Origin of the sequence: Pseudomonas sp. R28(2017) (genome assembly GCF_002112505.1) — a bacterium.
Lineage (GTDB): Bacteria > Pseudomonadota > Gammaproteobacteria > Pseudomonadales > Pseudomonadaceae > Aquipseudomonas.
Map to the genome: position 1 here is coordinate 68,679 of NZ_NEHW01000008.1, position 21,320 is coordinate 89,998.

Annotated in this window: 7 protein-coding genes; 5 read left to right on the top strand and 2 right to left on the bottom strand. The window is 67.0% G+C overall.

The features are described from left to right. Window positions 1–442: 442 nt before the first annotated feature. Both CAF78_RS15440 and hmpA read right to left on the bottom strand, forming a co-directional pair. Window positions 443–949, bottom strand: a complete 507-nt coding sequence (locus tag CAF78_RS15440; RefSeq protein WP_085673755.1) for a disulfide bond formation protein B — start codon at window positions 947–949, stop codon at window positions 443–445. Window positions 950–1,267: 318 nt separating this feature from the next. Next, entirely contained in the window at window positions 1,268–2,446 is a 1,179-nt protein-coding gene (gene hmpA, locus CAF78_RS15445; protein WP_085673757.1) for an NO-inducible flavohemoprotein, read from the bottom strand. 155 nt (window positions 2,447–2,601) lie between these two features. Here hmpA and norR point away from each other — a divergent pair, with 155 nt between their 5' ends. From norR to CAF78_RS15470, 5 genes are all read left to right on the top strand, one after another. Then, the gene (gene norR / locus CAF78_RS15450) at window positions 2,602–4,155 is read left to right on the top strand and encodes a nitric oxide reductase transcriptional regulator NorR (protein ID WP_085673759.1); all 1,554 of its coding nucleotides are present in this window, start codon (window positions 2,602–2,604) and stop codon (window positions 4,153–4,155) included. A gap of 195 nt (window positions 4,156–4,350) precedes the next feature. Further along, complete coding sequence (locus CAF78_RS15455) at window positions 4,351–16,377, top strand: BapA/Bap/LapF family large adhesin (protein WP_085673761.1); 12,027 nt, start codon at window positions 4,351–4,353, stop codon at window positions 16,375–16,377. 63 nt (window positions 16,378–16,440) lie between these two features. After that, entirely contained in the window at window positions 16,441–17,874 is a 1,434-nt protein-coding gene (locus CAF78_RS15460; RefSeq protein WP_085673763.1) for a TolC family outer membrane protein, read from the top strand. Continuing rightward, window positions 17,871–20,039, top strand: coding sequence for a type I secretion system permease/ATPase (locus tag CAF78_RS15465; protein ID WP_085673765.1), 2,169 nt, complete (start codon window positions 17,871–17,873; stop codon window positions 20,037–20,039). Before CAF78_RS15460 ends, CAF78_RS15465 begins: the two co-directional genes overlap by 4 nt. Beyond that, complete coding sequence (locus tag CAF78_RS15470) at window positions 20,036–21,220, top strand: HlyD family type I secretion periplasmic adaptor subunit (protein ID WP_085673766.1); 1,185 nt, start codon at window positions 20,036–20,038, stop codon at window positions 21,218–21,220. The genes CAF78_RS15465 and CAF78_RS15470 overlap by 4 nt, the downstream gene beginning before the upstream one ends. The last annotated feature ends 100 nt before the right edge of the window (window positions 21,221–21,320 follow it).

Here is a 21,320-nt window from a genome sequence, read left to right on the forward strand (position 1 = left end):
GGACCTTGGCGCAAAGCGGGTTAGCGGTGCTTATGGTTTCGTAGGCAACAGGCCTGTACTTCAGACCAAGTCCATTTGGTGCGGGAAAACGCGGAGGGGGGTCCGCCCGGTATCGCCGTTGGGCGAAACTTGACGAAGTCAGCAAAAAGGAGCGCTGGGGCTTCCTTCAATCCTGCGACTCGCAAGCAGTGCCGAACGGAAATTGGGGGCGATTGTAGATAGGTCGCCAACCCTTGACTATGACTTATTGAGCAACAGTCCTTTACAGAATCCGTAACAATAGCGCGCTACAAATCAACTTCGCGACAGTTTGTCGCACCCCGCTTGCTAGCCCTCAAACCCGCATTTCGCAAGGCTTTGAGGTTGATCTGGATCAAGCGGGAGAGGACTTTTCACTCTTCTCATCCGGTGCAAAAGACCACACCGAAATCGTGACTTATGTCTAAGACTGGCGCCGGTTGCGGTAGATGCCGAACGGTACCAGGATGGCAGTCAGGACGAACGCCACCAGTGCCCACTGCGCCAGCGACAAACCGAGGATCGGCGGGTACGGCGTGCTGCAGAAGCCGTCGACCTGGAACGCCAGCGGCCAGAGCTTGGCCAGGGGCAGGTCGTCGACGATCGGTTGCAGGGTATCGATGCCGCAACTGACCATGGGGTTGGCGAGTATATACACATGGTTGCCCGCCGCAACGATTCCGCCAATGGCACTGAGCACCACCAGCCCCTCGAACAGGGTCAGGCTGCGGCGCCCGGGCATGGCAGCGGCAATGAACGCGAAGATGGCGATAAAGAGCAAGGCATAGCGTTGCAGGATGCACAGCGGGCAAGGTGCCTCGCCCAGTACCACCTGCATGTACAGCGCACCGCCGATCAGGGCGAGGCAGATCACCCCCAGCAGCACCAGAAAGCGCCGTTCGCGGTTCAGGCGCAAGGTTTGTTCGTTCATTGCCGATTCCTTCGATGGATAGGTGGCAGCGTGGTCCGCCCGCCTGGGTGCAATTCTACACGCAGGCATGGCCCTTTAGCGTGTCGAGGAGGCGGCGAGACAGCACTGCGCAGGGCTATCCGGAGATGCTGAGACCGGCTGCAGCAACGTCGGTTCAACGTCGGCCGGTAAAAAAGCGGCTGCCCGGGTGCCGCACAGGGGCAAGCCCCTCGACACCCGGGAGTGAAGGATACAGTGATTAAAGGAGGATTAAAGATGAAAGGTGCCGAGGCACCCTTCATCTTTCCTTATATATAGGCAGGAAGTCTTAACAGGGGATCATTCCAGGGCAGCCGCGGGCCCGAAGAACTCGTAGCGGCTCTGCTGCTCCGGCACACCCAGGCCCTTGAGCTGGCGCTTGACCGCCGCCATGAAGCTTTTCGGCCCGAGGAAGTAGGCATCCACATCACGCTCGCGCGGCAGCCACTCACCCAGCAGGTCCTGGCTCAGCAGGCCAACCGCGTCGGCCTTCTGCGCACCCTCCTGCTCGGCATAGCAATAGAAGCGCTTGAGCTGCGGGTGGCGCTCGGCCAGGCCATCGATCCATTCGCGGAAGGCGTGCACCGCACCGTTACGCGCACAGTGGATGAAATGCACCGGGCGCTGGGTCTGCAGGGCCGCTTCGAGCATCGCCAGGGTCGGGGTAATGCCCACGCCACCGCTGATCAGCACCAGTGGCTTGTCGCTGGCCACCAGGGTGAAGTCACCCGCTGGCGGGAACAGCTGCAGGGTGTCGCCCACCACCAGCTGATCATGCAAGTAGTTGGAAACCTTGCCGCCCTCCTCGCGCTTGACGCTGATGCGATACCCCTGGCCGTCGCACAGGGCCGACAGCGAGTAGTTGCGGCGCTGCTCGGCACCGTCGATGAACAGCTGCAGGCCAATGTACTGGCCAGGCTCGGCCTTGAGTACCGGCTGGCCATCCAGCGGTTCGAAGTAGAACGACGTGATCTCGCTGCTTTCCTGCTCGCGACGGGCCAGGCGGAATTCGCGGGTACCGCGCCAGCCGCCAGCGGCCTCTTCCTTCTGCTTGTAGAGGCTTTCTTCGGCACCGATCAGGATGTCGGCCAGCTGACCATAGGCAGCGGCCCAGGCGGCGATGACCTCAGCGGTGGCGATTTCCTTGCCCAGCACTTCTTCGATGGCGCGCAGCAGGCAGCTGCCGACGATCGGGTAGTGCTCCGGCAGAATCTGCAGGGCGACGTGTTTGTTGATGATCTGGCCGACCAGGCCACCCAGTTGCTCCAGCTGGTCGATATGACGGGCATACATCAGCACGCCATTGGCCAGGGCACGCGGCTGGTCGCCACTGGCCTGGTGGGCCTGGTTGAACAGCGGGCGGACCTCTGGGTACTCGCTGAGCATCATCTTGTAGAAGTGAGTGGTCAGCGCTTCACCACCGGTTTCCAGCAGAGGGACAGTGGCTTTGATGATTGCACGTTGTTCGGCATTGAGCATTTGCAACGACTCCTGAGCCTGTGGCTTCAAATGGTTGCCCCTGCTATTTCAGCAATCGTGCCAACTTTTTTCGCCAATGAAATCAGGGCATTGACACCAATCATGTCAAATCGACCTGGCCAGGCGTATAGTCAAATCGACCCACAGGAGTCCTTATGACTACAAAGCCACTGCTCACCACGTTGCTGCCCCTGGTCAGTGACCTGTCCCGCGACTTGCCCGACCAGGAGCGCTATCGCCGCCTGCTGCAGGCCATGCGCGGGCTGCTGCCGTGCGATGCCGCCGCGCTGCTGCGCCTGGATGGCGAATGGCTGGTGCCGCTGGCTGTCGATGGGCTCTCCCCGGACACCTTGGGGCGCCGCTTCAAGGTCAGCGAACACCCGCGCTTCCAGATCCTGCTCAGCCGCCCGGAACCGACGCGCTTTGCCAGCGACTCCGAGCTGCCCGACCCCTACGATGGCCTGGTCAACGCCCCTGACGCCGCCCTTGAAGTACACGACTGCATGGGCTGCCCGTTGATGGTCGACGAGCGCCCCTGGGGCCTGGTGACCCTCGATGCCCTCACCCCCGGCCAGTTCCAGAGCCTGGAGCTGGATGCCCTGCAGGCCTTTGCCAGCCTGGCCGCCGCTACCGTGACCGTGGCCGAGCGCATCGAACACCTGGCCCTGCGCGCCGAAGACGAGCACCACCGCGCCGAGATCTACCGCCAGGCCAGCGGCCAGGACAAGGAGCTGATCGGCCAGAGCCCGGCGCACAAGCGCCTGCTGGAAGAAATCCGCCTGGTGGGCGGCAGCGAGCTGACCGTGCTGATCACCGGTGAAACCGGGGTGGGTAAGGAGCTGGTGGCCATGGCCCTGCACCAGGCCAGCAGCCGCGCCGACAAACCCCTGGTCAGCCTGAACTGTGCAGCCCTCCCCGATACCCTGGTGGAAAGCGAACTGTTCGGCCATGTGCGTGGCGCCTTCACGGGCGCCCACGGCGAGCGCCGCGGCAAGTTCGAGCTGGCCAACGGCGGTACGCTGTTCCTCGATGAAGTGGGCGAGTTGCCGTTGACCGTGCAAGCCAAGCTGTTGCGCGTGCTGCAGAGCGGCCAGCTGCAACGGCTGGGGTCGGACCGCGAACACCGCGTCGATGTGCGCCTGATCGCCGCCACCAACCGCGACCTGGCCGCCGAGGTACGCGCAGGCAACTACCGCGCCGACTTCTACCACCGCCTCAGCGTGTACCCACTGCAGGTGCCGCCGTTACGCGAACGCGGGCGAGATGTGCTGCTTCTTGCCGGCTATTTCCTCGAGCAGAACCGATCACGCCTTGGCCTGAACAGCCTGCGGCTGAGCAGCGAGGCGCAAGCCGCATTGCTGGCGTATGACTGGCCAGGCAATGTGCGCGAGCTCGAACACCTGATCGGCCGCTCGGCGCTCAAGGCCATGGGCCAGCACCCGGAACGCCCACGCATCCTCACCCTGGACGCCAGCGACCTTGACCTGCACGCCCCCCACCCTGCGGCGGTTGCCGCCCATGCTGATGCCACCCTGGACACGGCACCCGTCCCCGCAGGTGGCCTGCGCGAAGCCGTGGACGATTACCAGCGCCAGGTGATCGATGCCTGCCTGCAACGCCATCAGGACAACTGGGCAGCAGCGGCCCGCGAACTGGGCCTGGACCGCGCCAACCTCAGCCGCCTGGCCCGTCGGCTGGGGCTTCGCTGAGCCATCATGCACTAAAGGACTACCCGGAAAGCCATCTGGTGGCAATCTGCTGGGCTGCTATATCTCCCTAATCTCCGGTTACGCGGCCGTGACACGGCCAGGCTGCGCACAACACGTTCCGTTGGTCGGGCGAGTTGTGCAAGCCAAGGGTCGCCAACGTCGACCCTGTGTACCGAAATCCAGCAGGGAGCACTCATGGACAACATCGTCGTCGCCGACAAGCAATCCGCCGTCGCCACCCAGAATGCCTGGGGCAACATCACCCTCAACAGCCCAGGCGTCGTGCAGATGCCCGTCGCCCCCGACCAGGTGGCGACCGTCACCCGGCGCGGTCAGGACCTGATCGTCACGCTCAAATCCGGAGAAAAAGTCACGGTCGGCAACTTCTTTGCCATGGACCAGGCAGGGGTTGGCAGCGACATGGTGTTCGTCGGTGAAGACGGTACCTTGTGGCACGCCAACTATGACGCAACGGCCTTCACCGGTTTCACCTTCGACGAAGTGAACTCGCTCGACGAACTGGTCGCCGGCATCGGCACCGCCGGCAGCGAAACCTCGACCTTTGCCATTGCCGGCCTCAGCCTGCTTGGCGTCGGCGGCGTGGCAGCAGCGACGAATGGCGGCGGCGGTGGCGGTGGCGGTGGCGGTGGCGGCGAGCCTGGTGATACTACGCCACCGGCCACGCCCATCGACCTGCTGGTGTCGCCTGACGGTCTGCGCCTGAGTGGTCGCGGTGAGGCAGGCACCAGGGTGAATGTGTTCGATGCCGCAGGCAACCTGATCGGCAGCGGCACGGTGAATGCCGATGGCAGTTTCGATGTCGCCCTGAACACCCCACAGGCCAATGGCGAAAACCTTGGCGTCTCGCTGACCGATGCAGCGGGCAACACCTCGCAGCCCGGTACGGCCACGGCACCTGACATCACCGCGCCCACAGCACCGACGGAGCTGGCGATCAACGCGCAAGGCACTACGCTTACCGGCCGCGCCGAGCCCGGCTCGACCGTGCAAGTGCTGGGGGCCGGCGGCGCTGTGCTGGGAAGCGCTGTAGCCGCTGCCGACGGCCAGTTCAGCATCACCCTGCAGCCGCCGCAGACCGACGGCCAGGCCTTGCAAGTAACGGCCACCGACGCTGCCGGCAATGCCTCCGGCGGCACCGCCATCACCGCACCGGACGATGGCGTCGGCAACCCGCCCGACACCACGCCCCCTGACGCGCCGACCGAGCTGGCGGTCGGCCAGGCCGGTCAGCAGCTCACCGGCCGCGGCGAACCCGGCACCACGGTGCAAGTGCGCGATGCCGAGGGTCACGTCATCGCCACCGGCACGGTCGGCACCGAGGGTACCTTCCAGGTCACCTTGAACCCTGCGGTGGTCGACGGCAGTACCCTGCAGGTAACCCTGACCGATGCCGCCGGCAATGTCTCGCAGCCAGGTTCGGTGACATCTGCCGACCTGCAGCCGCCAGCGCCTCCCGGCGACCTTGCGGTGAGTGCCGACGGCAGCCAGCTCACCGGCCGTGCGGAACCTGGCAGCACCGTACGAGTGCTGGCCGCTGATGGCACCACGGTGCTTGGCACCGCCGTGGCAGGCGCCGATGGCCAGTTCACTATCACCCTCGATCCGGCGCAGGTCGATGGCGAGCAGCTGCAGGTCACCGCCACCGATGCCGCCGGCAATACCTCGACAGCTGGCAGCGTCACTGCGCCGGATATCGACAACGGCGGCGACACCACCCCGCCACCACCGGCCACCGACCTGGCCATCAGTGGTGACGGCCGCACGGTCTCCGGGCGTGGTGAAGCAGGCGCGACCGTGAATGTGCTGAACGATCAGGGCCAGGTCATTGGCACCGGCACCGTGCAAGCGGATGGCACCTTCACCCTGCAACTGAATACACCCGCAACCAATGGTTCTTCGTTGCAGGTGACCCTGACCGATGCGGCGGGCAATGTCTCCACCCCAAGCCCGTTGACCGCGCCTGATCTGCAGGCCCCTGCGCAGCCGACCGAGCTGACCCTGACCGCCGGTGAAACCCTGAGCGGCCGTGCCGAGCCCGGCGCGCGGGTGGAGGTGCGCGACGTCAACGGCACCCTCATCGGCAGCGGTATTGTCGCGGCGGACGGCACCTTCAGCTTCACCCTCGACCCTGCCCAGGCCAACGGCGAACACCTGGCCATCCGTGTATTCGATGCCGCCGGCAACGGCTCTGCCCCCCTGGACTACACCGCCCCGGACATCACCCCGCCGGGGTTGATCAGCAACGTCGTGGTGGGTGCCGGCAGCCTGGTCATTGCAGGCCGCGGCGAACCCGGCGCCACGGTCGACGTGCGCGATGCCAACGGCAACCTGCTTGGCAGCGGTGTGGTCGCCGCCAACGGTACCTTCCTGGTGGACCTCGACAGCCCGGTGGCTGCAGGTGAGAGCATCGTCCTGACCCAGACCGACGCTGCCGGCAACCCATCCGTCGGCCTGGCTGTCATCGTCCCGGCCACCGCCGTACCGGACAGCCCGGCCGGGCTGGTGGTGGCACCTGATGGCAGTTCCATCAGCGGTACCGCTACGCCGGGCAGCCTGGTAGAAGTGCATGACGCCCAAGGCAATGTGATCGGCAGCGTGCAAGTGGGTAACGATGGCACCTTCACCGTGCCCATCGACCCGGCCCAGGCCAACGGTCAGTTGCTCGACGTGGTGGCCATCGATGCCGATGGCAACAGCTCGTTGCCCACCCCGGTCACCGCTCCGGACATCACCCCGCCCACTGAAGCCAGTGACCTGCAGCTCAGCGCCAATGGCCTGACCCTGACCGGCCGCGGCGAAGTGGGCGCCACGGTGCAGGTCACCAACGCACAGGGTACGGTGCTGGGCACCGCGGTGGTCGCTGCCAATGGCACCTTCACGGTCACCCTGAGCCAGGCCCAGACCGACGGCCAGGTACTCGACGTGGTGCTGCGCGACAGCAGCGGCAACAGTTCCACCGCCACCGTCACCGCGCCGGACCTCGACGGCCCGCTGCAACCGGCAGGCCTTGCCATCGACAGCTCCGGCCTGCACCTCACCGGCCAGGGCCAGGCCGGTTCGACGGTTACCGTGCGTGCGGCCGACGGCAGCGTGCTGGGCACCGCCACGGTAGGCGCCGATGGCCGCTTCGACGTCACGTTGGGCACGCCGCAGCGCAATGGCGAAAACCTCACGGTGGAGGCCACCGACAGCCTCGGCAACAGTGCCGGGCCCGTGGACTTCACCGCACCGGACAGCACCCCGCCGCAAACCGTCGGCAGCCCGGTCATCGATGGCACCGGCACCACCGTGAGCGGGACCGGCGAACCGGGCGCCACGGTCATTGTGCGTGGCCCTGCAGGGGCCATCCTCGGCACTGCGCTGGTCGCCGGCAACGGCAGCTTCGAGGTCACCTTGGGCACCCCGCAGACCAATGGCCAGGCACTGACCGTGGAGCAGCGTGACCCGGCCGGCAACCTGTCGGCATCGGTCGACCTCGCTGCCCCTGACAATCAGCCACCGGCCACGCCTGGCAACCTGGTGCTGTCTGCCGACGGCACGGTGCTGACCGGCATCGGCGAACCGGGCACCCAAGTGCGGGTGACCGGCACTGGCGGTGCCGTGGTAGGCACCGGCGAGGTACAAGCCGATGGCACCTTCCAGGTCACCCTCACCCCGCCGCAACTGAACGGCCAGACGCTTTCGGTCAGCCTGACCGATGGTGGCAACAACACCTCCGGCACCGCAACGGTGGTAGCCGAGGACCTTCAGGCACCGGCACCCGCCCAGGGGCTGACCCTGGGCGCAGGCGGCACCCTGCTCAACGGCCAAGGCGAACCGGGCGCCGCCGTGCAGGTGCGCAACGCCGCCGGGCAGCTGCTGGGCGATGCCGTGGTGAACGGCGACGGCACTTTCAGCGTCACCCTCAGCCCGGCACAGGCCAACGGTGAAGTCCTGTCGGTGGTGCTCACCGATGAGGCCGGCAATGCCTCCCCTTCGGCAACGCTCACCGCACCCGATGGTACGGGCCCGACCAGCCCGGGAGGGCTACTGGTCAGTGCCGACGGCACCACCTTGCAGGGCAGCGGTGAAGTCGGCTCCACCGTGGAAGTGCGCAACGCCAACGGCGACCTGCTGGGTACCGTGGTGGTGCCGCCCGGTGGCAGTTTCAGCGTGCCGCTGTCGCCAGCGCAACTGGATGGCCAGGTGCTCGACGTGACCCTGGTCGATGCAGCAGGCAACCCTTCAACACCAGCCCAGGCCACCGCACCCGATCTTACGCCACCTGCACCTAGCGCCGACGCCGCGGTCAGTGCCGATGGCGCCACTGTGAACGGAACCGCGCCAGGCGCCGCGTCGGTAACGGTGACCGACCCGGCCGGCAATGTGATCACGGTTGCGGTCAACCCTGACGGTAGCTATGAGGTACCCCTCGGCACGCCGTTGAACAACGGCGAAACCGTGACCGTGATCGTTACCGATGCGGCCGGCAACGACTCGACCCCAACCACCATCACCGCGCCGGATACCACACCACCGGCCGCCGCCACCGATGTCACCGTGAGCCCGGACGGCAGCGTGGTCGGCGGCGGTGCGGAACCTGGCAGCACGATCATCGTGCGTGACCCTGACGGAACCCCGCGCGGTCAAGGAACTGCTGGGCCGGATGGCACCTTCGTGATTCCGGTCTCACCGCCCCTGACCAGCACTGATACCGTGCAGGTGGTGGTACGCGATGGCGGCGGCAATGAAACTGCGGTCAACCTCAGCGGCCCTGACGGTACCGAAGTCGCCACCCCGACCAACCTTGCACTGAGCGATGACGGCTTCCTGCTCACGGGCCAGGGCACCGTCGGTGCGCTGATTACCGTGACGTCAGGCGGCACCACCCTGGGCTCGGGGACGGTCGGCGGCGATGGCGTGTTCCGCATCTTCTTCAGCAACGCGCAACTCAATGCGCAGACCTTGCAAATCACCGCCCGGCTGTCTGCAGGCGGCAAGCCCTCGGTGCCGGCTATCGTCGTGGCGGACGATACAACGCCACCCGATGCCCTCACCAATGTCGCCATCAACCGCAGCGGCACCACCGTGTCCGGCCGTGGCGAGGTGGGCGCAACGGTGAGCGTGACCGATAGCCAAGGCACCGTGTTGGGAAGCGCAACGGTCGGCAGCAACGGCCTGTTCAGCGTCACCTTGTCACCGGCCCAGGCCAACGCTCAGAACCTGACCGTCACCCAGGCAGATGCCGCCGGCAACGTGTCACTGGCCACACCAGTTGTCGCCCCCGACTTGCAAGCCCCTACCGCTGCCACCGGGCTGTCGCTCAACGGTGCCGCCACCGTGGTCAGCGGCCAGGGCGAAATCGGCGCCACCGTCACCGTGCGTGACGTGAACGGCGCAATCGTCGGGACCGGCACGGTCAACCAGAGCGGCCAGTTCCAGGTCACCCTCAACAGCGCACAGACCTCCGGCAGCCCCTTGCAGGTGACCTTGACCGATGCCGCGGGCAACGTTTCCGGCCCGGCCAGCGTGGCCACCCCGGACCGCACACCGCCGGCAGCCGTCGGTGATACACAACTGAGCGCCGATGGCCGCCAGCTTTCCGGTACTGGCGAAGTCGGGGCCACGGTGCAGGTGCGCAACGCCGCCGGTACCGTGCTCGGCACCGCCACCGTCGGCGCCGATGGCCGCTTCACCGTGACGTTCGATACACCGCAGGCCAACGGCCAGGCGATTGGCGTGACTCAGGTGGATGCTGGCGGCAACGTTTCGCCAGCAGTCAATGTCACCACACCGGACCTGACCCCACCCGCAGCGCTGACCAACGTGGTACTCAACAACAATGGACTGACTCTCACCGGTCTCGGCGAAGCCGGTGCCACCGTGAGCGTGCGCGGCCCGGACGGCACCATCATCGGTAGTGGCCTGGTGGCGGCCAACGGCAGCTTCACCCTCACGCTCGACAGCGCCCAGCTCAACGCCCAGCGCTTGAGCGTGACCCAGACCGACGCTGGCAACAACACCTCGACAGCAGTTGCCGTGACCGCTCCAGACTTCACTGCACCTGCGGCGCCCACCGCGCTGGCCCTGGCCGCTACCGGCCTGCAGTTGAGCGGCAGCGCCGAGGCCGGCAGCACGGTCACCGTGCGCGATGCGGCAGGCAACGTACTCGGCAGCGCCGTGGCGGGCAGCAACGGCACCTTCCAGGTCACCCTCAACAGTGCCCAGACCAATGGGCAGACCTTGCAGGTGACCGCTACCGATGCTGCAGGCAACGTATCGCCTGCAGCGCCTTACACCGCTGCAGACACCACGCCACCGGCAGCGGTGGCCAACCTGGCGGTGTCGGCCGATGGCGCCACCCTGATGGGTACCGGCGAAGCCGGTGCCACGGTCACGGTACGCGCACCCGACGGTGCCGCGCTGGGCACCGCAACCGTCGGCACCGATGGGCGTTTCACCGTCACCCTTGCGCCTGCGGCCACGGCAGGCGAAAGCCTGAGCGTGGTACAGACCGATGCCGCGCAGAATGCCTCGCCGGCGCAGAGCGTCACCGCGCCGGGCAACACCGCTCCCGACTCACCCGACAATCTGCTGCTGTCTGCCGATGGCCTGGTGGTCACCGGCAGCGCCCCGCAGGGCAGCACGGTGAACGTGTATGGCCCCGGCGGTGTGCTGCTCGGCTCCGCGCCGGTCGGCAATGACGGCACCTTCACCGTCAACCTCGGCAGCGCCCAGGCCAATGGCGAGCTGCTGCAAGTCAGTGCCGTGGGCACCGATGGCAGCAGCTCGCTGCCAGCCGAGCTGCAGGCGCCAGACACCACCGCCCCGCAGCCACTGAGCAACCTGGTACTGTCCAGCGACGGCCTGATACTCACCGGGCGCGGCGAGGTGGGTGCCACCGTCACCGTGATCGGTGAAGGCGGCATCGACCTGGGGACTGCCGTGGTCGACGCCAACGGCAACTTCAGCGTCAACCTCGCCGCTGCACAGCTCAATGGCGAACAACTCAGCGCTGCGCAGACCGACGGCGCGGGCAACGAATCGAACAGCGTAAGCCTCACCGCGCCTGATCGGGTAGCGCCGGACGCAGCGCAAAACCTTGCCTTCGCGGGCGGCGGCAGCCTGCTCAACGGCACCGGTGAAGCCGGCAGCACGGTGAAGGTGCTGGCCGCCGATGGCAGTGTGGTGGGGACGGCCCAGGTCATGGCCAACGGCTCGTTCCAGGTCACCCTCGCGCCGCCGCAAGCCAATGGCCAACAACTGCAAGTGGTACTCACCGATGCCGCCGGCAACCAGTCGACCGCCAGCGACATCACGGCCCCTGACACCACCCCCCCTGCGGCCCCCGGCGAACTGGCGATTTCCAGCGATGGCGTCACGATCACCGGCCGCGGCGAAGCCGGTGCAGAAGTGACCGTGACCAATGCGGCCGGCGATGAGATCGGCACGGCGATCGTCGATGCCAGCGGCCATTTCACCGTGACGCTCAACCCTGCACTGGGTAATGCCGAAGTGCTCAGCGTCACCCAGGCCGATGCCGCCGGTAACGTGTCGGCGACCAGTACCTTGCAGACACCGGACTTCACGCCGCCCGACATACTCACCAACGTGGTCATCAACACCGACGGCAGCGTGGTCAGCGGCCGTGGTGAAGCCGGTGCCACCGTTACCGTCACCAATGCCGCGGGTGCGGTGCTGGGCACCACCACCGTACTCGCCGATGGCAGCTTCCGCGTCGAACTGAGCCCGGCGCAGATCAACCAGCAAGTGCTGTCGGTGCAACAGGCCGACCCACCCGGCAACATCAGCGAACCGGTCACCGTCAACGCACCCGACCTGACCCCGCCCGACGCGGCACTTGGCCTGCGCCTGAACGCGGCCGGCGACCAGCTTGGCGGTACCGGCGAAGCGGGCAGCACCGTGCGCGTCTACCTGGGCACCACGGAAATCGGCACCGCCACGGTCAGCGCCAACGGTACGTTCGTGGTCAACCTGGGCGCAGCCCAGCTCAATGGCCAGCTGCTGCAGGTGACACTCGAAGACGCCAGCGGCAACATCTCGCCCGTCAGCACCATCACCGCCGTCGACAGCACGCCACCGGCCACCGTCATCGCCAGCCTCAACGGCAGTGGTACGCAGCTGGTCGGTACTGGCGAAGCCGGTGCTCGCGTGACCGTGATGGATAACCAGGGCAACCTGCTCGGCCAGGGCACGATCGATCCCGATGGCGCCTTCGTGCTCAACCTGAGCACCGCGCAGATCAATGGCCAGGTGCTGACCGTGATCGCCCAGGATGCCACCGGCAACCCGTCCGCGCCGCTGCAGCTGACAGCGCCCGACCTGACCCCACCGGTGCAGCCGGGCAACCTTGCCCTGACTGGCAACGGCACGCTGCTCACCGGCAGTGGTGAAGTGGGCTCCACCATCACCGTACGCAACCCTGCCGGCACCGTGGTCGGTACCGTCACGGTACCGGCAGGCGGCGAGTTCACCGTCACCCTGAGCCCGGCGCAGAACAATGGCCAGCTGCTGACCGTGACTTCCACCGACAGCGCCGGCAACATCTCGCTGCCGGCCGAGTACCAGACTGCCGACACCTCACCGCCCACCGCCGTCACCAACCTCGCCATCAGCAACACCTACGACATCCTCACCGGGCGTGGTGAAGCTGGCGCGACCGTAACGGTCAGCTTCGCTGGCCAGGTCATCGGCACCGGCCTGGTCGACAGCGGCGGCAACTTCTCGATCGGCCTGTCACCGGCACCCGGTTCGGTAGCTACCCTGGCGGTGACCCAGACAGATGCCGCCAACAACACCTCGGCGGTGGCAAGCTATGTCACACCGCTGGTGCCACCACCAGAACCACCGGTTAACGTAACGCTGGCCGCCGATGGCCTGACCCTGACCGGCACCGCCGCCACCGGCACCTCGATCCGCGTGTACGATGCGGCCGGCAACCTGATCGGCAGCGGCTCGGCCAACATCGGCAATGGCGGCTTCAGCATTACCCTGAGCGCCGCCCAGCTCAATGGGCAACACCTGTCGGTGACATCGGTGTCGCTGCTCGGGGGTGAATCGCAACCGGTGTTCGTCACCGCTGCCGACATCACGCCACCGGCAAACCCGGTGGTCGCCGCGCTGTCGGCCAACGGCCTGGTGCTCAGCGGCACTGGTGAGGCCGGTGCCACGGTTACCGTGCGCGACGCGGGCGGCAACGTGCTCGGCACCGGCCTGGTCAATGGTGCGGGCGCGTTCAGCATCAACCTCAGCAGTGCCCAGCTCAACGGCCAGGTGCTCAGCCTGACTCAGGCCGACGCCGCCCTGAACGTCTCCGGCGCCACCAGCTACACCGCGCCGGACACCCAGGCCCCGCTGGCACCGACCAACCTGGCGATCAATGGCTCTGGCAGCGTGCTCACCGGTAACGGCGAGCCGGGCGCGACCGTGACCGTGCAAGGCCCCGCCGGCGCACTCGGCACGGCTGTCGTACAGCCCGACGGCACCTTCAGCGTCACCCTGACCAGCGCGCAGAACGATGGCCAGGCGCTCGTCGTGCGCCAATCCGACGCGGCCGGCAACCAGTCCGGCAGCACCGGCATCACTGCGCCGGACACCACACCGCCGGCCGCCCCGGTGGCCGCCATCAACGCCAACGGCACCACGGTCAGCGGCTCTGGCCAGATCGGCAGCACGGTCACCGTGCGCAACAGTGCTGGCACCGTCCTGGGCACGGCCACGGTCGGTACCAACGGCCTGTTCGTGGTCAGCCTGGCTGCGGCGCAGATCGACAATCAGGCGCTGAACGTCACCCTCACCGATGCCGCTGGCAACACCTCCACGGCCACCGCCATCACCGCTCCGGACTTCACTCCACCGGCCAACGCCGCCAACCTGGTGATCAGCGCCGACGGCAGTACCTTGACCGGCACCGGTGAAGTGGGTGCCACGGTCACCGTGCGCAGCGCCACCGGCACCGTGCTGCAGACCGCCGTGGTACAGCCCAACGGCACCTTCAGCGTCACCCTGAGCCCGCCGCAGGACAACGGCCAGGTGCTGTCGGTGACCTTGACCGACCCACGCAGCAATGTCTCCGGCAACGTCAACATCACCGCCCCGGACGTGGATGCCAATGCGCCGGTGGTGGCCAGCGACAACCTGGCCACCGCCACCGTCAACCTCGCACCGGTGACAGCCACCGCAACCTACCAGGACCAGTTCACCACGCTGCTGTCAGGCTTCAGCAAGACCTACACCTGGACGGTCGCCGCCGGCACCACGGTCGATCCGACCCTGACACTGACCACCAACAGCGTGCTGGCATTGCTCAACAACGCCACCTTCACCCTGCAGGTCAAGGATGCCAGTGGCGCCTGGGTGACCCTTGCCACCGGCAACACCCAGGGCCTGCTCGACCTGATCGTGCTGCCGATCGGCCTGCAGGTCGACATCGGTTCGCTGCAGGCCGGCGACTACCGCCTGACCGTGGCCAGCGGCGGTATCGGCCTGGTGACCCAGGTCACCACCACGCTTGACCTCGAAGCCACCAGCCTGACCCAGTTCACCGGGGTCGGCACGGCGGTGTCCGGTAACGTCGTGACCGACCCAGGCACAGACGGCAGCGTGGACGCACGCGGCCCCGACAGTGGCGCCGTGCTGCAGGTGCTGAAGAACGGCACCTTCGTGGCCGCCGCCAGCGGTGCGGGGACCACGGTGCAGGGCCAGTACGGCACCCTGGTGATCCATGCGGACGGCAGCTACACCTACACGCCCAATGGCAGCCCGTCGAGCGTCGGCAAGGTGGATGTGTTCAGCTACCAGCTGGTGCACCCGAACGGCCTGTCCGACTCCGCCAACCTTTACGTGCGCATCGACAGCCCACAGGCCACGGAGATCTGGAATGACAACAACCTGAGTGCACCGGCCACGGTGGTGGATGCGGTCAACGACGTCGACAGCAGCCACATCACCCTGGCCAACCGGGTCGACAGCAGCAGCGCCACCCTGGGTACACTGAGCCTGCCGCTGATCGGCTCGCGCTCGGCCACCTACTCCACCACGGTGGGCACCGACACCACGGCCAACCTGCAGGTGGTGGTCAACTCCACCAACCTGTTGAGCCTGCTCAACGGCACCACCATCCAGCTGCTCAAACTCAACCCAGCCACCGGCCAGTACGTGGTAGTGGAAACCGTAGGCGGCGGCTCGCTGGTCAGCCTGCTCGGCGGCGGCGCCGGTTATACCTTCCAGAACCAGGGCGCAGGTACCTACCACATCGTGGTCAGCGCCGGCGGCATCGGCCTGGCCAGTTCGATCACCACCAGCCTCAACACCACCACCACGCACCTCACCGAGTTCGTGGTCAGCAGCGCCACGGTGGCCAGCGGCAACCTGATCACCGACCCGTCAGGCACCGACAACCTGGGTTCGGCACTGACCGTACTGAGTGTGCTGACGGCCGCCAACACCTTCACCATCCCCGGCCACAACGGCGTCAGCGTGGCCGGCACCTACGGCACGCTGCTGGTGCATGCGGACGGCAGCTACACCTACACCCTCAACAGCGGCCTGACCTCGGCGGTGATCGGCCAGCACGACACCTTCACCTACGAGCTGACCCACCCCAACGGCACCACCGACACCGCCACGCTGACCGTCAACCTGGACAACGCCGCCGGCCTCACCACCTTCTCCGCACTGGTGGCCGACACCAGCGACGACAGCCTGGCCGTGGCCAGCGTGGCGGCCGCCGCGTCCAGCGAAGTGCTCGCTGGCACCGACGGCAACGACCACCTGGTGGGCAGCCAGGGCGGCCACATCACCCTGGAAGGCGGCGCCGGCAACGACATCCTCGAAGTGGTCGACCAGAACTTCGCCAGCGTCGATGGCGGCAGCGGTACCGACACCCTGCTGTGGGGCGGCGGCGATGCCAGCATCGACCTCGGCACCCTGGCCGAGCGCATCCACAACATCGAGGTGATCGACCTCAACGACACCAGCGCGGTGGCGCTGACCCTCAACCTGGCGGACGTGGTGGCCATCACCGAAACCGGCAACGACACACTGATCATCAAGGGGGACGACAAAGACTCGGTGCACATGACGGACAACTGGACCCTGGTAGGGAACCAAACCGCCGACGGCATCGACTATAACCAGTACACGGCCCAGGAAGATCCGAGCCACCACCTCTGGGTGCAGAACAGCATCCATGTCGTCTGAGGCCGCTGCAATCCGCCGGGCACTTCGCCCGGCGGCAAGGACGAACAGCAGTAAGGGAATTTCGTGAAGCGACGCAGTCCGCTGTCACCGCTGTGGCTGGGAGCCTTCGGGCTCCTGGTGTCGAACCTGAACCCGGTTGCCCAGGCGGCCGATGACATAGACCCCAGACTGCGCACCATCGGCCCGTCATTGATGCGCGACGCGCCCGACGCCATCCCCGCCCGTCCACCTTCCGGGCAAGCCAGCAACACAGGTGACCGCCTGGGGCTGGCCGAAGCGGTGCTGACCGCCGCGCAGTGGCACCCGAGCATCGCCGAAGCAGTCGGCAACCTGTACAAGCAGGGCGAAGGCATCAACGTCGCCCGTGCCGGTTACTACCCTCAGATCTCCGGCGGTATCCGCACCGGCTATGACACCGGCTACGGCGGCGACCGCAACAGCCAGGCGCTGAACCTGTCGTTGAAGCAGATGCTCTATGACTTCGGCAAGGTCGACAGTGCCGTCAGCGCCGCCCAGGCCGCCGCTACCCGGGCCCAGGCCAACATCCTGCTGGTGGTCGACGACCTCGCCCGCGACACGGCCTACGCCTGGATCGAAACCCGCCGCTATGAACAGCTGATGGTGATTGCCCGCGACCAGATCCGTGGCGTCGGCGACATCGCCGGCATGGCCCGCCAACGCAGCGACATGGGCGCCAGCACGCGCTCTGACGTGGTCCAGGCCGAGTCGCGGGTGGAAGGCGCCCGCGCCACCCTCGAGGAATACCAGTCGCAGTACGAACGCTGGCGCTCGACCCTGGCCGAACTGCTTGGCCGGGTCGCGCCGCCGGCCCTCGCCGAGGAGTCCCCGCCAGAGCTGAACCAGGCCTGCAAGCGTTCTTCAGGGGGTAGCGACCGGCTGCCAGCCGTGCTGATGGCCCTGGCCTTGCGCGCCCAGTCCCAGGCCGAACTGGCCCAGGCCAAGGCCGAAGCCTACCCCACGCTGTCGCTGCAGCCGCAGGTCAATCATTACCTGGACAACGACTACAACCGCGACAACCGAAGCCTGGACCGCACCCAGGCGGGCATCTACCTGAACGTCGAGGTGCCGATCTACCAGGGTGGTGCCATCAGCGCCCGCAGCCGCGCCGCCGGCCATGCCCTGAGCGCCGCCGACTCCGCCGAAGACGCCGCACGCCTGCAAGCCCGCCGCGGCCTGGCCGAAGCCATGGCACAGACATCCGGGCTGGGCCGGCGCCTGAATTCGCTGGAGGCACGCCAGACCAGCATCCAGGAAGCCCGCGAACTGTATGGCCGGCAGTACCTGGACCTGGGCACCCGGCCGCTGCTCGACCTGCTCAACGCCGAGCAGGAGATCTACCAGTCACGCTTCGAACTCGCCGGCACCCGCTCCGACCTGCTGCGCCTGGATGTCGACTGCCTGTACAACACCGGCGCCCTGCGTACCGCCTTCGGGCTGGACGGGCGCAACCTGCAAGGGGTGGAAATCGAGCCATGAACGATACCGTGAAACTGACCCAGTCCGGTCAGGAGCAGAACCCGGAGCAGCCGGTGGTTCATCGGCCCGACCTCGGCCCCTGGCTGGAAGTGATGCTGCAGGTCGCTCACCACTATCGCCTGGATGTCTCGCCCCAGCGTATCCGCCTGGCGGCGGTCGAAGATGCACGCCCGCTGGATGAAATCCTCCGGCACATGGCGCGCCAGGCCGGCCTGACGCTGCGCTTCGTGCGCTACGACGCCAAGGCCCTGCGCCAATGGCGCACGCCACTGGTGCTGGAGCTGGACGATGGCCAGCTGGCCACGGTCGAGGCGGTGACCGAGGAAAACGAGCTGGCCGTGGTCTTCGCCGGCGACCAGCGCCTGACCTCGCGCCTGCCTCGCGAAGCACTCGAAGGGCGCATCAACCGCGTGGCCCTGATGCGCCCGGCGCGGCCGTTGCGCGATGTGCGCACCGACGACTACACCGCGCCCTACGATCGGCACTGGTTTACCCGCATCGTGCTGCGCGACCTGCGCCCCTACGGCCAGGTGATGGTCGCCTCGCTGGTGGCCAACGTGCTGGCACTGGCCGGGGTGCTGTTTTCAATGCAGGTGTACGACCGGGTGATCCCCGCCGAGTCCCTGCCGACCCTGTACGTGCTGTTCGGCGGCGTGGTGCTGGCGCTGGTGTTCGACTTCAGCATGCGCCTGCTGAGGTTGAAGGTCACCGACCTGCTCGGCAAGCGTGCCGATTTGCGGGTGTCCGACCTGGTCTATGGGCATGCGCTGCGCCTGCGCAACTCGGCGCGGCCGAAGTCCACCGGTTCTTTCATCTCGCAGTTGCGCGAGTTGGAGTCGATCCGCGACCTGATCACCTCGAGCACCGCCACCGCCTTGGCCGACCTGCCGTTCTTCCTGCTGTTCCTGTTCGTGTTCTGGCTGATCGGTGGCGTGCTGGTGTTCATCCCGCTGGTGGCGCTGCTGGCCATGGTCATCCCGGGCCTGCTCGCACAACGGCGCCTGGCGGTACTGGCCAATGCCTCGATGCGTGAATCTTCGCTGCGCAATGCCATGCTAGTGGAAAGCATCCAGGGCCTCGACGAGATCAAGGCGCTGCAGGCCGAGGCGCGCTTCGAGCGCCAGTGGAACCAGTACAACGCCGCCTGTGCGCACACCAACCTGCGCCTGCGCACCCTGACCAACGGCCTGGTGACCTGGACGCAGAACGTGCAGGGCGCGGTGTTTGCCGTGGTCATCGTGATCGGCGCGCCGATGGTGATTGCCGGCGACCTCACCACCGGTAGCCTGGTCGCCGCCTCGATGCTGTCGTCACGGATGATGGCACCACTGGCGCAGCTGACCCATGTGTTGACCCGTTGGCAGCAGGCCAAGGTGGCCCTGCAGGGCCTGGACAAGCTGATGCAGTCGCCGGTCGACCACCCTGAAGGCGAAGCCCGTGTGCACTTGCCAGCCATCCGTGGCGAATATGCCCTGCGCCAGGCCAACTTCCGCTATAGCCCGGAAGCCCCGCCGGTGCTGAGCATCGGCCAGCTCGACATCCAGCCCGGCGAGCGCATCGCCGTGCTCGGGCGCAACGGCGCCGGCAAGTCGACCCTGCTGCAGGCCCTTGGTGGCGCCATGGACCTGAGCCAGGGCGAAGTCAGCCTCGATGGCATCGCCATGGCCCACCTCGACCCGGCCGACCTGCGCCGCGACGTCGGCCTGCTGGCCCAGTACGCCCGGCTGTTCCACGGCACCCTGCGGGAAAACCTCACCCTCGGCGCCGGCCAGGCCAGCGACCAGGAACTGGTGGCCGCGCTGGCCGCCACCGGTGCGCTGGAATTCGTCCGCCACCTGCCCAAGGGCCTCGACCACCTGATCCTCGAAGGCGGCCAGGGCCTGTCGGGCGGGCAGCGCCAGGCGCTGGTGCTCGCGCGTTTGCTGGTTCGCCAACCCCAGGTGCTGCTGCTCGACGAACCCACCGCCTCGCTCGACGACGTCACCGAACGCAAGCTGCTGGATAACCTGGAACGCTTCTGCCAGGGCCGCACCCTGGTGATCGCCACGCACCGCCTGAGCGTGCTGCAGCGGGTGGAGCGCATCATCGTGCTGGACGGCGGGCGCATCGTCATCGACGACAAGCGCGACGCCGCCCTGGCCAAGCTGCAAGGAGCGCAGGCATGAGCAACCACGAACTCCCCGCGTCGTACCTGGATGGCCAGGACGACCAGGCCGTGTTGCGCGCCGGCCGCGTCATCACCCTCTGCGCCGTCATGCTCGCCATGTTCCTGGCCTGGGCGGCCTGGTTCGAGGTGACCGAAGTCTCCACCGGCACCGGCAAGGTGATCCCCAGCTCACGCGAGCAGGTGATCCAGTCGTTCGAAGGTGGCATTGTCGCCGAGATGAACGTGGCCGAAGGCGACCTGGTCGAGCGCGGCCAGGTGCTTGCCCAGCTCGACCCGACCAAGACCGCCTCCAGCGTTGGCGAAAGCGAAGCCAAGTACCGTGCGGCCAAAGCCAGCGTGGCGCGGCTGCGGGCCGAGGTCACCGGCAAGCCGCTGAGTTTCCCCGAGAGCCTGCGTGACTCGCCCGACCTGATCGACGCCGAGACGGCGCTGTACGAAACCCGCCGCCGTGGCCTGGAGCAGACCCTGGCCGGCATCGAGGATTCGCTGCGGCTGGTGCGTGCGGAGCTGAAGATCACCGAGAACCTGGCCAAGATGGGCGCCTCCAGCCGGGTTGAAGTGATCCGCCTGAACCGCCAGCGCTCGGAGCTGGAACTCAAGGCCAACGAAGCGCGTTCCGAGTACCTGGTGCGCGCCCGCGAAGAGCTGGCCAAGGCCAGTGCCGAAGCCGACAGCCTGTCGGAGGTGATCCGCGGGCGCAGCGATTCGCTGACGCGCCTGACCCTGCGCTCGCCGGTACGCGGCATCGTCAAGGACATCGAGGTCAACACCCTGGGCGGCGTGGTGCAACCCGGCGGGCAGGTGATGAAGATCGTGCCGATGGACGAGCGCCTGCTGATCGAAACACGTATCGCCCCGCGGGACATTGCCTTCATCCACCCCGACCAGGCCGCCAAGGTCAAGATCAGCGCCTATGACTACTCGGTGTATGGCGGGCTGGAGGGCAAGGTGGTGGGGATATCGCCGGATACCCTGCAGGACGAGGTGAAGCCGGAGATCTACTACTACCGGGTGTTCATCCGCACCGAGCAGGACAGCCTGACCAACAAGGCCGGCAAGCACTTCGCGATCGTGCCGGGGATGATTGCCACAGTGGATATCCGCACGGGCGAGAAGACCATCCTCGATTACCTGATCAAACCGCTGAACCGCGCCCGCGAAGCCCTGCGCGAACGCTGACTGCAGCCTTTACACGCCCCCTGTGGGAGCGGGCATGCCCGCGAACACCGGCGCAGCCGGTGCCATGCACCGCGTTGGATTCTTCGCGGGCGCGCCCGCT

Coding starts and splice junctions, on each gene's coding strand:
- CAF78_RS15440 (WP_085673755.1), bottom strand. CDS start 949: ATGAACGAACAAACCTTGCGCCTGAACCGCGAACGGCGCTTTCTGGTG.
- hmpA (WP_085673757.1), bottom strand. CDS start 2,446: ATGCTCAATGCCGAACAACGTGCAATCATCAAAGCCACTGTCCCTCTG.
- norR (WP_085673759.1), top strand. CDS start 2,602: ATGACTACAAAGCCACTGCTCACCACGTTGCTGCCCCTGGTCAGTGAC.
- CAF78_RS15455 (WP_085673761.1), top strand. CDS start 4,351: ATGGACAACATCGTCGTCGCCGACAAGCAATCCGCCGTCGCCACCCAG.
- CAF78_RS15465 (WP_085673765.1), top strand. CDS start 17,871: ATGAACGATACCGTGAAACTGACCCAGTCCGGTCAGGAGCAGAACCCG.
- CAF78_RS15470 (WP_085673766.1), top strand. CDS start 20,036: ATGAGCAACCACGAACTCCCCGCGTCGTACCTGGATGGCCAGGACGAC.